The sequence below is a fragment of the Microbacterium sp. UFMG61 genome, from assembly GCF_015354505.1.
Taxonomy (GTDB): domain Bacteria; phylum Actinomycetota; class Actinomycetes; order Actinomycetales; family Microbacteriaceae; genus Microbacterium.
On sequence record NZ_JACAFP010000001.1, the window covers coordinates 223,066 to 237,160 of the forward strand.

Here is a 14,095-nt window from a genome sequence, read left to right on the forward strand (position 1 = left end):
AGAGGCGCAGATCGGTTGATAGACGTAGCCTACTCACGCGCCTGAGAATGATCGAGCCGCACACGAATCCCGGGTGTGCGATCCCCCGAAAAAAGGCCACACCGATGACCGTCGCCGCCGACACCACCGCCGTCAGCACCCCGCGCACCGAAGACGTCGCTGCCCTCGTGCAGCGCTGGCTCGCCGAGAGCGAGACCCACCCCGTCGAACCCGCAGCCCAGCGCCTGGCCGAGGTCCTGAAGGACCCGAACGGCCTCGCATTCACCGTCGGCTTCGTCGACGGCGTGATGCGTCCCGAAGACCTCGGCGTCGCCGGTCGCAAGCTCGCCGAGATCTCCGACCTCACCCCGTCGCTTCTGCCCGGCTACCTGCGCGCGGCGATCAGGACCGGTGGCTTCTGGGCACCGAAGCTCCCCGGAGTCGTGGTGCCGATCTCGCGTCGCGTGCTGCGTGCCATGGTCGGACACCTCGTGCTCGACGCCACCCCCTCGAAGCTCGGCCCGGCGATCGCCAAGCTGCGCAAGAGCGGCAACCGCCTGAACCTCAACCTGCTCGGCGAGGCCGTTCTCGGCGAGCGCGAGGCGGGGCACCGTCTGCAGGGCACCTACGACTTCCTCGCGCGCAAGGACGTGGACTACGTCTCGATCAAGGTCTCGAGCGTCGTGAGCCAGCTGTCGATGTGGTCGTTCGACGAGGCCGTCGCCGACGTCGTCGAGAAGCTGACCCCCCTCTACCGCCTCGCCGCGTCGTCGGAGGCCGCCGGCAAGACCAAGTTCATCAACCTCGACATGGAGGAGTACCGCGACCTCGACCTGACGATCGCGGCGTTCACCAGCATCCTCGACCAGCCGGGTCTCGAGAACCTCGAGGCCGGGATCGTGCTGCAGGCCTACCTGCCCGACGCGCTCGGCGCCATGCAGCAGCTGCAGGAGTGGGCTTCGGCGCGGCGCGCGAAGGGCGGGGCACCCATCAAGGTGCGCGTCGTCAAGGGCGCGAACCTCGCCATGGAAGAGGTGGACTCGAAGATCCACGACTGGCCGCTCGCCACCTACGGCACCAAGCAGGACTCCGACACGAACTACAAGCGCGTGCTCGACTGGTCGATGACTCCCGAGCGGCTGGATGCGGTGCGCATCGGCGTCGCGGGGCACAACCTCTTCGACATCGCCTACACCTGGCTGCTCGCGAAGGCGCGCGGGGTCACGGATGCCGTCGAGTACGAGATGCTGCTCGGCATGGCGACGGGACAGGCCGAGGCGGTCCGCAAGGACGTCGGACAGCTGCTGCTCTACACACCGGTCGTGAACCCCGCCGAGTTCGACGTCGCGATCGCCTACCTCGTGCGCCGCCTCGAAGAGAACGCGAGCCCCGAGAACTTCATGTCGGCCGTGTTCGAGCTCGCCTCGAACCCGACGCTGCTGACCCGGGAACGCGAGCGCTTCGAGCGTTCGCTGGACGCTCTCGAGGCCGACCGCAGCGTGCCCGCCTCGAACCGCGTGCAGGATCGTGCGGCCGAGGCCGCCGGGTGGGTCCCTGAGCCTGTCGAAGGGTTCCACAACCAGCCCGACAGCGACCCGGCGATCGCCGCGAACCGTGCGTGGGGCCGTGAGATCCTCGCCCGCTCGACCGCGTCGACGCTCGGTCTCGACTCCATCGCCCTCGCCAAGGTCGAGACGATCGACGAGCTCGACGGCATCTTCGCCGCGGCATCCGCCGCCGCCGAGAGGTGGGCGGCTCTGCCCGCTGCCGAGCGCGCCGCCGTGCTGCATCGCGCCGGCGATGAGCTCGCCGCGCGTCGTGGACAGCTGATCGAGATCATGGCCCACGAGGCGGGCAAGACCATCGCCGAGGCCGACCCCGAGGTCTCGGAGGCGATCGACTTCGCGCACTACTACGCCGAGCGCGCTCTCGATCTCGAGAACATCGTGGGCGCCGACTTCGTGCCCTCCAAGGTGACGGTGGTCACGCCGCCGTGGAACTTCCCCGTCGCGATCCCCGCCGGTGGCGTGCTCGCGGGCCTCGCCTCGGGGTCCGGCGTCATCATCAAGCCGGCCAAGCTCACGCAGCGCTGCGGCGCGGTGATGGTCGAGGCGCTGTGGGCCGCGGGTGTTCCGCGCGATCTGCTCGCGCTCGTCGACCTCGCCAACCGCGATCTCGGCACGCGTCTGGTCGCGAGCCCCGAGGTCGACCGGGTGATCCTCACCGGCGCCTACGAGACCGCGCAGCTGTTCCGCTCGTTCCGCTCCGACCTGCCGCTGCTCGCCGAGACGAGCGGCAAGAACGCGATCATCGTGACGCCGTCGGCCGACCTCGACCTCGCCGCCGCGGACGTCGCCCGCAGCGCCTTCGGCCACGCGGGCCAGAAGTGCTCCGCGGCGTCCCTCGCGATCCTCGTCGGATCCGTCGCCGCGTCGAAGCGGTTCGAGCGTCAGCTGGTCGACGCCGTCACCTCGATGCGCGTCGGGCTGACCGACGACCCGGCGACCCAGATGGGACCCATCATCGAGCCCGCGAACGGCAAGCTGCTCACCGCGCTCACGACCCTCGAGCGGGGCGAGCGCTGGCTCGTCGAGCCGAAGAAGCTCGACGACGAGGGACGCCAGTGGACGCCCGGCGTCAAGGTCGGCGTGGCCCCCGGATCGACCACCCACCTCACCGAGTTCTTCGGGCCCGTGCTCGGCATCATGCACGCGAAGGACCTCGACGAGGCGATCCGCCTGCAGAACGCCGTGGACTACGGCCTCACCGCCGGCATCCACTCGCTCGACTCCGCCGAGGTCGCGACCTGGCTCGACCGCGTCGAAGCCGGAAACCTCTATGTGAACCGCGGCATCACCGGTGCCATCGTGCAGCGCCAGCCGTTCGGCGGGTGGAAGCGCTCCGCTGTCGGTGCCGGCGCCAAGGCCGGTGGACCGAACTATCTGTTCGGCCTCGGTGAGTGGGCCTCGGCCGAGCTCCCCGCCGCCGCGGCGGGCGCCGCCATCAGCTCCCCGGTCGAAGCGCTGCTGGCGGCAGCGAGCGCCGACCTCGATGCCGTCGAGATCGAGTGGCTGCACCGTGCGGCCGCTGCCGACGAGCGCGCCTGGACCTCGGAGTTCGGCACGGTGAGCGACAAGTCGGGCCTCGGCGTCGAACGCAACGTCTTCCGGTACCGCCCGGTCGAGACCGATGTGCGCATCGCTGAGAACGCTCCGCTCGTCGAGGGCATCCGCGTGATCGCCGCTGCCCTCCGCAGTGGCAGCCCGTTCACGGTGTCGGCGCCCGCGCTGCCGTCGAAGGTCGAGAAGGCGCTCCGTGCGCACGGGGTGTCGGTCTCGCACGCGAAGGATGCGGCGTGGGTCAAGGCATACGCGAAGGCGGCGGCGAAGGCCGCGCACAGCTGGAAGCGGCTCCGTCTCGTCGGTGGCGACGCCTCGGCGCTGTTCGACGCACTCGGCGGGACGCCGGATGTCGCGGTGTGGTCGCACGCGGTCACGGGCGCCGGTCGCGTCGAGATGCTGCCCTTCCTGCACGAGCAGGCCGTGTCGATCACGAACCACCGGTTCGGCAACCCGACGACCCTGTCCGACGGCCTGATCTGACCCCGGGTCGGATCCTGACGACGAGGCCCCACCCCGCAGATGCCTGCGGGGTGGGGCCTCGTCGCGTCGGAGTCGCGATCCGTGTTCAGCCGCGCAGCGCCTCGCCGAGCTTCACCCGCGAGCCCATGCGCAGCAGTGAGTTCTCGTAGATCTTCGCGCCGACCACGATCGCGGCGACGCAGCTCGCGAGCAGAATCACCAGGCTCAGCAGCGGCTCCCACCACTGCGCCTCGCCCACGAACAGTCGCATCGGCATACCGACCGGAGCCGAGAACGGCACGTACGACATGATCGTCAGCACCAGCGGGTTGTCGTTGAAGATGATCACGAGCACGTACGGCGCCATGATCAGCATCGTGATCGGAGTCGTCGTCGAGCCGATGTCCTCCTGGCGGGAGACCATGGACGCCGCTGCGGCGAAGAGCGCCGCGAGCAGGATGAACCCGAACAGGAAGAACACCGCGAACCAGATGATCGGGGCGCCGAGCGTCGACAGCACCTCGCGCTGACCCGTCGCTATGAGTCCTATCGTCGCGACCGCGGCCAGGGCGAGGATCTGCCCCATCGCGAGGATGGTGTTGCCGATCACCTTGCCGGCGAGCAGCGTGCGCGCCGAGATGGTCGAGAGCAGGATCTCGACGACGCGCGTCTGCTTCTCCTCGACGATGCTCTGGGCGATCGTGCCGCCGAACGTCGCGGCAGCTCCCATGAACACGATGCCGAACGCGATCGCGATGAAGTAGCGCAGCAGCGGGTTGGTCGTCGCGGGTTCGAGGATCTCGACAGTCGGGGCCTGCGAGAGCGCAGACATGAGACTGGTCGGCGCGTCCTTGAGAGCGACGATCGTGACCCCGGTCGGGCCATCGCCGGGGACGACCGCGGCATCGACCTTCTCGTCGCGCAGCAGCTGCTCGGCCTCGGCCTGATCCGTCACCTCGGTGATCTCGATGTCGGGCAGGGCCGACACGATCGAGGCGGTCTCCGACGTCACGGCCACGGGCATGGTGCTCGTGTTCTTGCTCGCGAAGCCGCCGATGACGATGCCGGCGAGCGCGATGAGCAGCAGGACTCCGGTGGAGATCAAGAAGGCCTTGCTGCGCAGCTTCGAACCGATCTCGCGCTCGGCGACGAGCCAGATCATGGACGCCTGCGACGGGGAGCCGGCATTCTTCGGGATGCTCACTGGATGACCTCCTTGAAGATCTGTGCGAGGGACGGATGCTTCGGCGCGAAGCTCGCGACATCGCCGCGCTCGACGGCGGAGCGCAGCACGCGCTGGGCGGTCTCGGCACCGTCGGCGTCGAACAGGGCATACCCGCCTTCGAAGTCGACCACGGTGACGCCCGGCTCGGCGCGCAGCCAGCCGGCATCCCCGGCAGAGATGAGCTCGTAGCGGTTGCCCGCGTGCTGGGCGCGCAGGCCGTCGCGCGATCCGGAGGCGCGGATCGTGCCGGCCGCGAGGATCACGAGGTCGTCGCACAGGCGCTCCACGACGTCGAGCTGATGAGAGGAGAACAGGATCGATGCGCCTCGGGCGGCCGAGGACTGCAGCACCGATGCGACGACGTCGACCGCGAGCGGGTCGAGACCCGAGAACGGCTCGTCGAGGATCAGCACCTCGGGGTCGTGCACCAGGGCCGCAGCGATCTGCGCGCGCTGCTGGTTGCCGAGCGACAGCGACTCGATCGTGTCGTTCAGGCGCTCTTCGAGTCCGAGCTCGGTGAGCAGGGCGGTCGCTCGCGCCGTCGCATCCGCCTTGCTGAAGCCGTGCAGGCGCGCGAGGTAGACGATCTGCTCGAGCACCTTCATCTTCGGATAGAGGCCTCGCTCTTCGGGCATGTAGCCGAAGTGGCGGCGGTCGGCGCTCGACAGCGCGCGGCCGTCGAGTTCGACGCTGCCCCCATCGGAGCCGAGCAGCCCGAGGACGATGCGCATGGTCGTGGTCTTGCCTGCGCCGTTGCCGCCGACGAACCCGGTGAGACGCCCGGGGGCCACCTCGAACGAGACGTCGTCGAGCACGCGCCGCGAGCCATAGCTCTTGGTGATGCCGCTCAGTACGAGCTTTCCTGTGGTCATGCCCTCACGCTACGGAGGGCGGGGTCGCCGCGGCATCCCCCCTGCGGCGGAGATCCAGGGGGGACCCGCCTCCGGTGCGCCTCCCCCGAGGGGCGGACGTGCGTGCGTGCGCCCGGTTCAGCGCACCGGTCAGCGCGCCGGCTCAGCGCAGGAAGAGGAAGCCGAAGATGCCCAGCGCGAAGGGCGCAGCCGTGACGATGAACACGACGCCGAGGATGATGCCGACGACCAGCCACGGACTGCGCCGTCGGAGGCGCCGACCCGGCGGGGCGACGCCCGGGGGAGGGGTGAGCATGCCGGCAGGCGCCGCGAACGGCAGCGCCGGGGCGCCGGGGATGCCGGGCGAACCGGACATGCCGGGCGAACCGGGGATGCCGTGGGCGGCTGCGGCTGCGGCTGCGGCGGGGTTCGCGGGATGCGGCGCCGCCAGGCGCAGCCGGTCGTCGCGCCACCGTGCCCACTGGTCGAGCTTGGTCAGCAGTGCTCCCACCGCCCCGAACAGCCAGGCCCAGGTCGCCGCATCGAGTGTCGACACGTCGCGGCGCGCATAGAGGAAGAGCCAGTCGTCGACGATCTCGACGTCGAGCTCTGCCGCATGATCGATGAACCGCGCCATGACATCCGGCGTGAACAGATAGAGGGCGTCGGCTTCGTAGCCGGCCGGGCAGTACAGCGAGAAGTACCGGTCGAAGTCACCCTCGAGCGAGAGCCGCTGGTCGCCCCTGAACGCGGACGCGAGTGTGCTGCCGAGCGTGTTGTTGCCGAGCGCGTCGAGCACGATGTTCGGCAGAGGCACGTCGAGCTTGACGGCCACGTAGCCCCACCGGTGGGTCGTCGACTGCTTGCCGTTGCTCGTCGTGTACTGGTAGTTGCCGAATTCCACGAACCGGGGCTCGACGCCGCGCAGCACATCGGTCGACATGCGGCTCGAGCCCGACGAGAAGATCATCCCGGGCAGGGGAGGGGCGTCGATGCGATCGATGTAGGTCATCGCGTTGGCGCCGGCGAAGCGCGAGAGTCGCAGCCGAGTCAGCGCCCGAAGACGGTTGGCGCGCCGCACGAGAGCCACCACGCCGACGATGAGGCCGGCGGCGAGCAGTACTCCGAGCACCAGGCCGACCGCGACGCCCGTTCCCCGGGCGATCGCGTAGCCGATCCCCATCAGGAAGATGCCGATCACGGGCACGACGAACAGCAGTCCGATGATCCCGAACACCCAGCCCGCGATCTGCGCCGCCGATGTCGGGTTCGCCGCACGGTGGGCTCGCGCGTACGCGTCCAGCTCCGCGGGATGCACCGGCTCGATGAGCGCGCGGGCATCGAAGAAGCCGGGAGCGCTCGCGGCAGCGGGGGTGTCGGCGGACGGAGGCATCACGCGTCCACGCTAACCCGAAGACGGCGGACGCGGGATCAGCGGCGCCCGGCGTGCAGCACCGCGCGCACGAGCAACCCGGCCACGAGCGCCCAGAACGCGGCGCTCACACCGAGTACGGAGATGCCGGATGCCGCGACGAGGAACGTGACGACAGCGGGGATCCGCTCGCCGGGGTCATCGATGGCCTGCTGCACGGACGATCCGAATGCCGCGAACAGTGCGAGGCCCGCGACCGCGGGGATCACCGCTTCGGGCGCGAGCAGCACGAGTGCCGCGAAAGCCGCCGAGAAGCCGCCGAGCACGAGATACGAGACCCCTGTCGAGAGGCCGGCGACCCATCGGCGCTTCGGGTCGGGGTCGGCGTCGGGGGATGCCGCGAGTGCCGCGCTGATGGCGGCGAGGTTGATGGCATGGCCTCCGGCGGTGGCTCCCAGGGCGGTGCCGACACCCGTGACGAGCATCGCGGGTCGCCACGGCACCTCGTAGCCGAAGCTGCGCATGATCGCGACGCCCGGCACGTTCTGCGAGGCCATCGTGACGATGAACAGCGGCAGCGCGATGCCGACGAGCGCACCGACCGTGAAGGTGGGGGCGGTGAACTCTGCATGGGGCAGCAGCAGTCCGGCATCCACGGGCGCGCCCGCCTGCACCAGTGACACCGCGACGACGATCGCTGCGGCGACGAACGCCAGCGGCACAGCCCAGCGGGGTGCGAGGCGGGCGAAGATCAGCCAGGTGAGAACGACCGGAATGACGCCCCACGGGTTCGTCGCGAGCCCGGTGATCGGCGCGAGACACAGCGGAAGCAGCACGCCGGCGAGCATGGCCTGCGCGATCGACGGAGGGATGCGCGCGATCAGCCCGCCGAGCGCCGGCCAGACCGCGGTGAGCAGGATGAGCGCCGCCGTGACGAGGAAGGCCCCGACGGCTGCCGACCAGCCCCCGTCGACGACACCGGTCGCCGCGAGCAGTGCGGCGCCGGGTGTGGACCATGCCACGGTGATCGGCATCCGATACCGCCATGCCAGCACGATGCAGGCGAGTCCCATCGTGAGGCTGACAGCGAGCAGTCCGCTGGCCGCCTGCGCCGATGACGCGCCGACCGCGGTGAGTCCCGTGAGCACGACCGCGAACGAGCTCGTGAACCCGACCAGTGCCGTGACGATGCCGGCCACGATCGGGCGGGACAGCCGCGCGGGTGGCGGGGGAGCGGAGGGCGCAGAAGCGGACACCATCCGAGAGTATCCATGACCCGAGCTATGCGAGTCCCATGCGGTGCGCGAGTACGACGGCCTGCACGCGGTCGCGGGCGCCGAGCTTCTGCAGGATGCGTGAGACGTGCGTCTTCACGGTCGCCTCGCCGATGAACAGGGCACTCGCGATCTCCGCGTTGCTGCGGGCGTCCGCGAGCAGAGCGAGAACCTCGGCCTCCCGCTCGGTGAGCGGCTCGGCCAGCTCGACGGTCGGAGCGGCGGCCGGTGCGGAGGCCTGCGCCGGTTCGACGCCGGACGTCGGAGCGGATGCCGTCGCGAACCGTGCGAGCACCCGGCGCGTCACCTCCGGCGCGAGCATCCCGTCGCCCGCGGCGAGAGCGCGCACGGCGGCCAGGAGGTCTTCGGGGCCGGCGTTCTTGAGCAGGAATCCGCTCGCCCCGGCATCCAGCGCCTGGTACAGGTAGTCGTCGCGGTCGAACGTCGTGATGATCGCGATCGCGGCCGAGATCTCGGGGTCGGCGACGATGCGCCTGGTCGCCTCGATGCCGTCCATGTCGGGCATCTGCACGTCCATCGTGATCACGTCGGGGCGCAGGGCGGTCGCCTGTGCGATGGCTTCGGCACCCGTGGCCGCCTCGCCGACGACCGTGATGTCGGGTTGAGTGTCGAGGATCGTGCGGAAGCCGGCGCGGAGCATCGCGTGGTCGTCGACGAGCAGGACGCGGATCGGCGTGGAGGTGTCGGTCATCGTGCGGCACTGCTCTCGGGTGTCTGGGGAGTCTGGGGCGGTCGGGGATCCTGGATCGCCGGGGCATCCTGGGTCGTCGAGGAGCCCGGGGGTGCCGAAGCATCCTGAGCCGGTCGCGGAGCCGAGTCGTCGAGGGGGACCCGGGCGCGCACGCGCAGACCGCCCGTGAGGCGGGGCGTGACCTCGAGGGTGCCGCCCGACGCCGCGGCCCGCTCCCGCATGCCGAGTTGGCCGAGTCCGGGGCGAAGAGCCGCGATCGCGCGTCCCGTGTTCACGATCTCGACCTCCACACCGTGCTGGTCATAGCGCACCCGCACATCGGCCGTCGCTCCGGTGCCCGCGTGACGGCGAGCATTCGTGAGCGACTCCTGGGCGATGCGGTAGAGGTTGACCGCGACGACCGACGGCACCGGCAGGGGATCGCCGATCACGGCGTAGTCGGTGGGCAGCCCCGCCTCGGTCGACGCCGCCACGAGCTCGGCGATGTCGTCGAGCGCGACGGTCGACGAGGCATCCGTCGTCTCGCCGCCGGGGGTCCGCAGCGTCTCGAGCAGCTGTCGCAACTCGTGGATCGCGTCGCGCGCCGAGCCCTCGATGCCGGTCAGGATGCTCTTCGTCTTCTCGGGGTCCTGATCGATCACGAGCCGGGCGGCGCCCGCCTGCACCCCCATGACCGACACATGATGCGCGACGACGTCGTGCAGCTCACGGGCGATGCGCACGCGATCGAGGGCGACTGCCTGCGCGGCCGTGACCTCGCGCTGCTGCTCGAGTTCGGCGGTGCGCTGCTCGAGCACCGCGCGCTCCTGAGCGGCGTTCCACGATCGCTCGCCGAAGTAGTACGCGCCGGCGAAGTACAGCACGTTCAGCAGCAGCTGGATCAGCATGAATGCCAGGTACGGCGAGAGCAGTCCCGCGGCGACCTCGGCCTTCTCGGCCTCCTCGATGGCCGTGTGATACATCGTGATGAGCAGCCAGATGAACATGCCGACGATGATCGCCACGCGCACGACCATGGCCGCGCGGCGGTTGTTCATCCAGGCGCCGACCGTGTACAGCGAGACGAACATCGCGATGTTGCCCACGTAGATCTCGGGCACCTGGAAGGTGATGGCGAGGAAGTACGCGACGCACACCGCGATCGCGACGGCGGCCGGCCAGCGGCGCCGCCAGCCGAGCGGAGCCGTGACCGCGAGCGCGTAGAGGAGGGCGGTCCACTCGGGGGCCCGTGTGTCGCCGTAGATGTCGGCGACCGTGGAGAGTGCGGCGCTGAGGATCGCGCCGACGAACATGATCGCGGCCAGAACCAGGTCACCGCGCTGCTCGCGGACGCTGGGGAGGCGGGTGAACGGCGCGGCAGGCATTCCCCCACCGTAGAGCCGGGGCGGATGCGACGGCATCCCCCGCACGACGGATCGTATGGGGGCTCCCGCACTGTCATGGGCGGCCATCTCCGTGAAGGGCGGAGCTTCCGCGGTCGAACCTCCGCCCATCGCCGAGTTCTCCGCCCGCCGCGGGTGCGCACGGCATCTGCCCGACGCGGGTGTGCACGGCAGGCGCTTGCCGCGGGTGCACACGGCATCCGCCCGACGCGGGTGCGCACGGCATCCGCCTGGGAGAATCGAGCGTGACCTCGACGCCCGCCGCGCTCTCCCCACCCTCGGCGCCCTTCGCGCCCCGCCTCGCCCCGCTGTACCTCGCAGGGTTCACCACCGCTTTCGGGGCTCACGGCATCGCCGCAGCACTCGGCGCCGAGACCGAGGACATCGGCTGGACCCTGCTCGCGTTCGGTCTGACCCTCGCGCTGTACGACCTCGCCGAGGTGCTGCTCAAGCCGCTGTTCGGTGCGCTCAGCGACCGCATCGGCGTGCGCCCGGTGATCATCGGCGGGCTCCTCGCGTTCTCGGCATTCTCCGTGGTCGGCGCCGTCGTCCCGGGCATGCTCGGACTCGTGATCGGACGCTTCGGTCAGGGAGGTGCGGCATCCGCGTTCTCGCCGTCGTCGTCGGCCGCCGTGGCGAGGCTCACCGACGACGCCACGCGGGGGAAGTACTTCGGTCGCTACGGATCGTGGAAGAGCCTCGGCTACGCGCTCGGTCCGCTGCTCGGCGCGGTGCTCGTGGTGTGGGGCGGAATGCCGGCGCTGTTCTGGGCGCTCGCGGTGCTCGGCGTGGTGGCCGCGGGGTGGGTCGCGGTGGCCGTGCCGCGCGTGCCGGTGCTGCCCCGCAGACGGGTGACCCTCGTCAACCTCGGTCGTGAGCTGACCGCACCCGGATTCCTCGTTCCGACGCTCGTGCTCGCCGCCACCACCGGTGCCCTGGCGGTGGCGGTCGGGTTCCTGCCGCTGCTCGGGCGGCAGGCCGGACTCGACACGGTCTGGAGCATGGCGATCGTCACGGTGCTCGCGATCGCGTCGAGCGTCGCGCAGCCGTTCGTCGGGGCCGCGCACGATCGGGGAAGGGTCTCGGTGCGCCTCGCCGCTGTGGGCGGACTCACCCTGATCACCCTGGGCATCGCGCTCGCCGCGCTCACCCACCACCCCGTGGCGCTCGTCGCGACCGCGCTGCTGGTGGGACTCGGCGTCGGCACCGCGACACCCGTCGCGTTCTCGCACCTCGCGGCATCCACACCGCCGGACCGGATGGGGCGCACGATGGGCAGCGCCGAGCTCGGGCGGGAGCTGGGGGACGCCGGTGGGCCGCTCGTCGCGGGCGCGGTGGCGACGGCATCCGTTCCCGGCGTCGGCCTCGGGGTCGTCGCCGCTCTCACCGCCGGCGCCGGAGCACTCGCGCTGGTGGGGCTGCGGCGTCACACGGACTTGCCGGCCTCGGGAGACTCGGGATGAGCGCATAGTGTGAGCCCTGTGATCGTGCAGGATCTCTCCCGCAAAGGAGCACCTTGATGATCGGACGCATCCTGATCGACCTCTTCCTGGCCCTCGACGGAGTCACCCAGGGCCCGGATCGGGTGCCGGAGGTCGGGACGTTCGAGGACTGATGCTAAATATCGCCCCGCTTCTTCCCTGCTGCACGGTGATCGGATAGCTTCAACCCCACGCGGCCGCATCGGCAGCGGTTCCGAGGTCCGGCGCAGGGTTCACTCACGGCGTGCTCGACCTCCGTCGGAGGGTGGGACTATGGCGCAACGACGCGCTCTGATTCATGCAGTCCTGGGTGGGGTGGCGGCGATCGCACTCGCACTCGGGGGAGCGACGGCAGCGGGAGCGGTGGAGGATGACCCCGCGACGGGCGCGGGCGCGGTAGCGGACGTGGTGGCTGCGGCCGCCGACGAAACCGCCGACCCGCTCGACGGCGTCGCCGACGGTGAGGATGTCGACGTCGACGTCGACGTCGACACGGCACCTGCTTCAGCCGTCGTCGAGGAAGCACCGGCATCTGCATCGGCACCGGCGCTGATACCGACCCCCGCAGTGATTCCGCCACCGCCACCCGTGCCACAAGGCATAGGAACGATCAGCGGCACAGTGACGCGCGAAGACGACGGAGCTCCGATCTCCGGGGTCAGCGTATCGCTGACCGGGAGTGGGTGGGTGACCCCGTCGGTCGCCACCGACGCGAACGGCGACTACACCTTGAGTGGACTCGCGGACGATTCCTACGTCGTGTCCTTCTTCGCCGGAGGAGGAACGAACCTCGTGCGCGAGTACTGGCAAGGCGTCACGGACTTCTCGGCCGCCACGCCTGTCGTCATCACGGGCGGCGCGTCGGTCACCGACATCGACGCTTCGCTGCGTGCCGGAGGCGCCATCGAGGGTGTCGTCACGCGAGCGCAGGATGGTTCCCCGGTTGCCGAGGCTGACGTCTCGGCGCTCAACGCGAACAACGAGATCGTTGCGTCCACGCAAGCCGACACCGCGGGAGAGTACCGCCTCGGCGGACTTCCTGCGGGCGCATACCGCTTACGCTTCGGCTCGCCTGACCCGGGGCTCGTCTCCGAATACTGGAGCAACGCATACAGCTGGGACACAGCGACGCCCGTCACGATCGCCGGGGCGCAGGTGATCATGAATGTGGATGCCGCGCTCGACTCCGTCGGCTACATCAGCGGCACCGTGACGAAGAGCGCCGACGGGACTCCAGCTTTCGGTTCTGTCATGGTCAGCGGCATCGACCGGGACATGCGCGTCGTCGCGATCAACGGTGACGGGAGTTATCGAGCAGCCGTCGCACCGGGGACCTATGTCGTGCACTTCGACGCATTCGATTCCGGCCTGCTCGACGAGTACTGGGAGGATGCCGCCACCGAGGAGGCCGCGACTCCAGTGGTCGTCGAATCTGGCGATGACATCACAGGCACAGACGCTCAGCTCGAATCAGCCGCGACAGTCACCGGCACCGTCACGATCGTGAGCTCGGAGGACCGCGAGATCCTCGTCGAAACCTGGGATGGTGATGAGCGTGTCGGATATGTGATCGCCGACGGCAAGACGGGGTCATACACGCTCAACGTCCCCGCGGGAACGTACATCCTCAAGGCATCCGTGACCTTCTACGACGACAGCCCGACGATGGCCAAGCCGCAGTTCTACGACGGCGTCGAGACGGCGGATCTCGCGACTCCCGTGACGGCGGCAGCGTCCACGACAGTGGACGGCATCGACTTCACGCTCGTGCCCATCACGAAGTCGGAGCCGGAGCCGGAGCCGGAGCCGGAGCTAGAACCCGGGCCGGCTCTCGCGCTCTCAACGGGGTCGATCCGTGCCGGCAGCGACATCGACGTGTCGGGTACGGGGTTCGCCCCTGGCGCGAAGATCGCTTTCGAGTTGCGCTCGGCTCGTCTGGCGTTGGGAACGCTGACCGCCGATGCGAGCGGCGCGATGTCGGGTACCTTCCGCGTCCCTGCGAGCACGTCCCCCGGAATGCACACGCTCGTGGCGTTGAACGTGCAGTCGGAGGTCGTGGTCAGTGCCCGGCTCCTGGTCACTGCGGCACCCGGCGCCACGGCCACGGGGACGGTGACAGGCGCCGGCTCCCCACTGGCCAGCACTGGCACCGATGTGCCGGCGTTCGCGGTGATGATGGCATCCGGCCTGCTGCTCGCCGGCCTGCTGCTTGTTCCTCGTCGCCGCGTACAGAACTGA

General features: G+C 70.0%; 9 protein-coding genes. 3 read left to right on the forward strand and 6 right to left on the reverse strand.

What is annotated here, in order from left to right; genetic code table 11:
• Positions 1–104: 104 nt before the first annotated feature.
• Positions 105–3,581: a bifunctional proline dehydrogenase/L-glutamate gamma-semialdehyde dehydrogenase gene (locus IXW21_RS01145; protein WP_194762412.1), complete on the forward strand. Its 3,477-nt coding sequence runs from the start codon at positions 105–107 to the stop codon at positions 3,579–3,581.
• An 85-nt stretch (positions 3,582–3,666) separates the two neighbouring features.
• On the opposite strand, the gene IXW21_RS01150 is transcribed toward IXW21_RS01145, so the two are convergent.
• The 6 genes from IXW21_RS01150 to IXW21_RS01175 all read right to left on the reverse strand — a co-directional run bounded on the left by IXW21_RS01150 (position 3,667) and on the right by IXW21_RS01175 (position 10,358).
• Positions 3,667–4,722 (reverse strand): ABC transporter permease, encoded by a 1,056-nt coding sequence (locus IXW21_RS01150; RefSeq protein ID WP_194762585.1) that lies wholly within the window; start codon positions 4,720–4,722, stop codon positions 3,667–3,669.
• Between the two features lie 38 nt (positions 4,723–4,760).
• On the reverse strand, positions 4,761–5,657 hold the full coding sequence (locus IXW21_RS01155) for an ABC transporter ATP-binding protein (protein WP_194762413.1): 897 nt from the start codon (positions 5,655–5,657) through the stop codon (positions 4,761–4,763).
• Between the two features lie 142 nt (positions 5,658–5,799).
• The gene (locus IXW21_RS01160) at positions 5,800–7,029 is read right to left on the reverse strand and encodes a hypothetical protein (RefSeq protein ID WP_194762586.1); all 1,230 of its coding nucleotides are present in this window, start codon (positions 7,027–7,029) and stop codon (positions 5,800–5,802) included.
• A gap of 38 nt (positions 7,030–7,067) precedes the next feature.
• Positions 7,068–8,267 carry a benzoate/H(+) symporter BenE family transporter gene (locus tag IXW21_RS01165; RefSeq protein ID WP_194762414.1) on the reverse strand — a complete coding sequence of 400 codons (1,200 nt, stop codon included), beginning with the start codon at positions 8,265–8,267 and terminating at the stop codon, positions 7,068–7,070.
• 22 nt (positions 8,268–8,289) lie between these two features.
• On the reverse strand, positions 8,290–8,994 hold the full coding sequence (locus IXW21_RS01170) for a response regulator (RefSeq protein ID WP_194762415.1): 705 nt from the start codon (positions 8,992–8,994) through the stop codon (positions 8,290–8,292).
• A complete protein-coding gene (locus IXW21_RS01175; RefSeq protein ID WP_194762416.1) occupies positions 8,991–10,358 on the reverse strand; it encodes a sensor histidine kinase in 1,368 nt (455 codons plus the stop codon). The genes IXW21_RS01170 and IXW21_RS01175 overlap by 4 nt, the downstream gene beginning before the upstream one ends.
• A gap of 263 nt (positions 10,359–10,621) precedes the next feature.
• Here IXW21_RS01175 and IXW21_RS01180 point away from each other — a divergent pair, with 263 nt between their 5' ends.
• Both IXW21_RS01180 and IXW21_RS01185 read left to right on the forward strand, forming a co-directional pair.
• Positions 10,622–11,839, forward strand: a complete 1,218-nt coding sequence (locus tag IXW21_RS01180; RefSeq protein ID WP_194762417.1) for an MFS transporter — start codon at positions 10,622–10,624, stop codon at positions 11,837–11,839.
• A gap of 291 nt (positions 11,840–12,130) precedes the next feature.
• Entirely contained in the window at positions 12,131–14,095 is a 1,965-nt protein-coding gene (locus IXW21_RS01185; RefSeq protein ID WP_194762418.1) for an MSCRAMM family protein, read from the forward strand.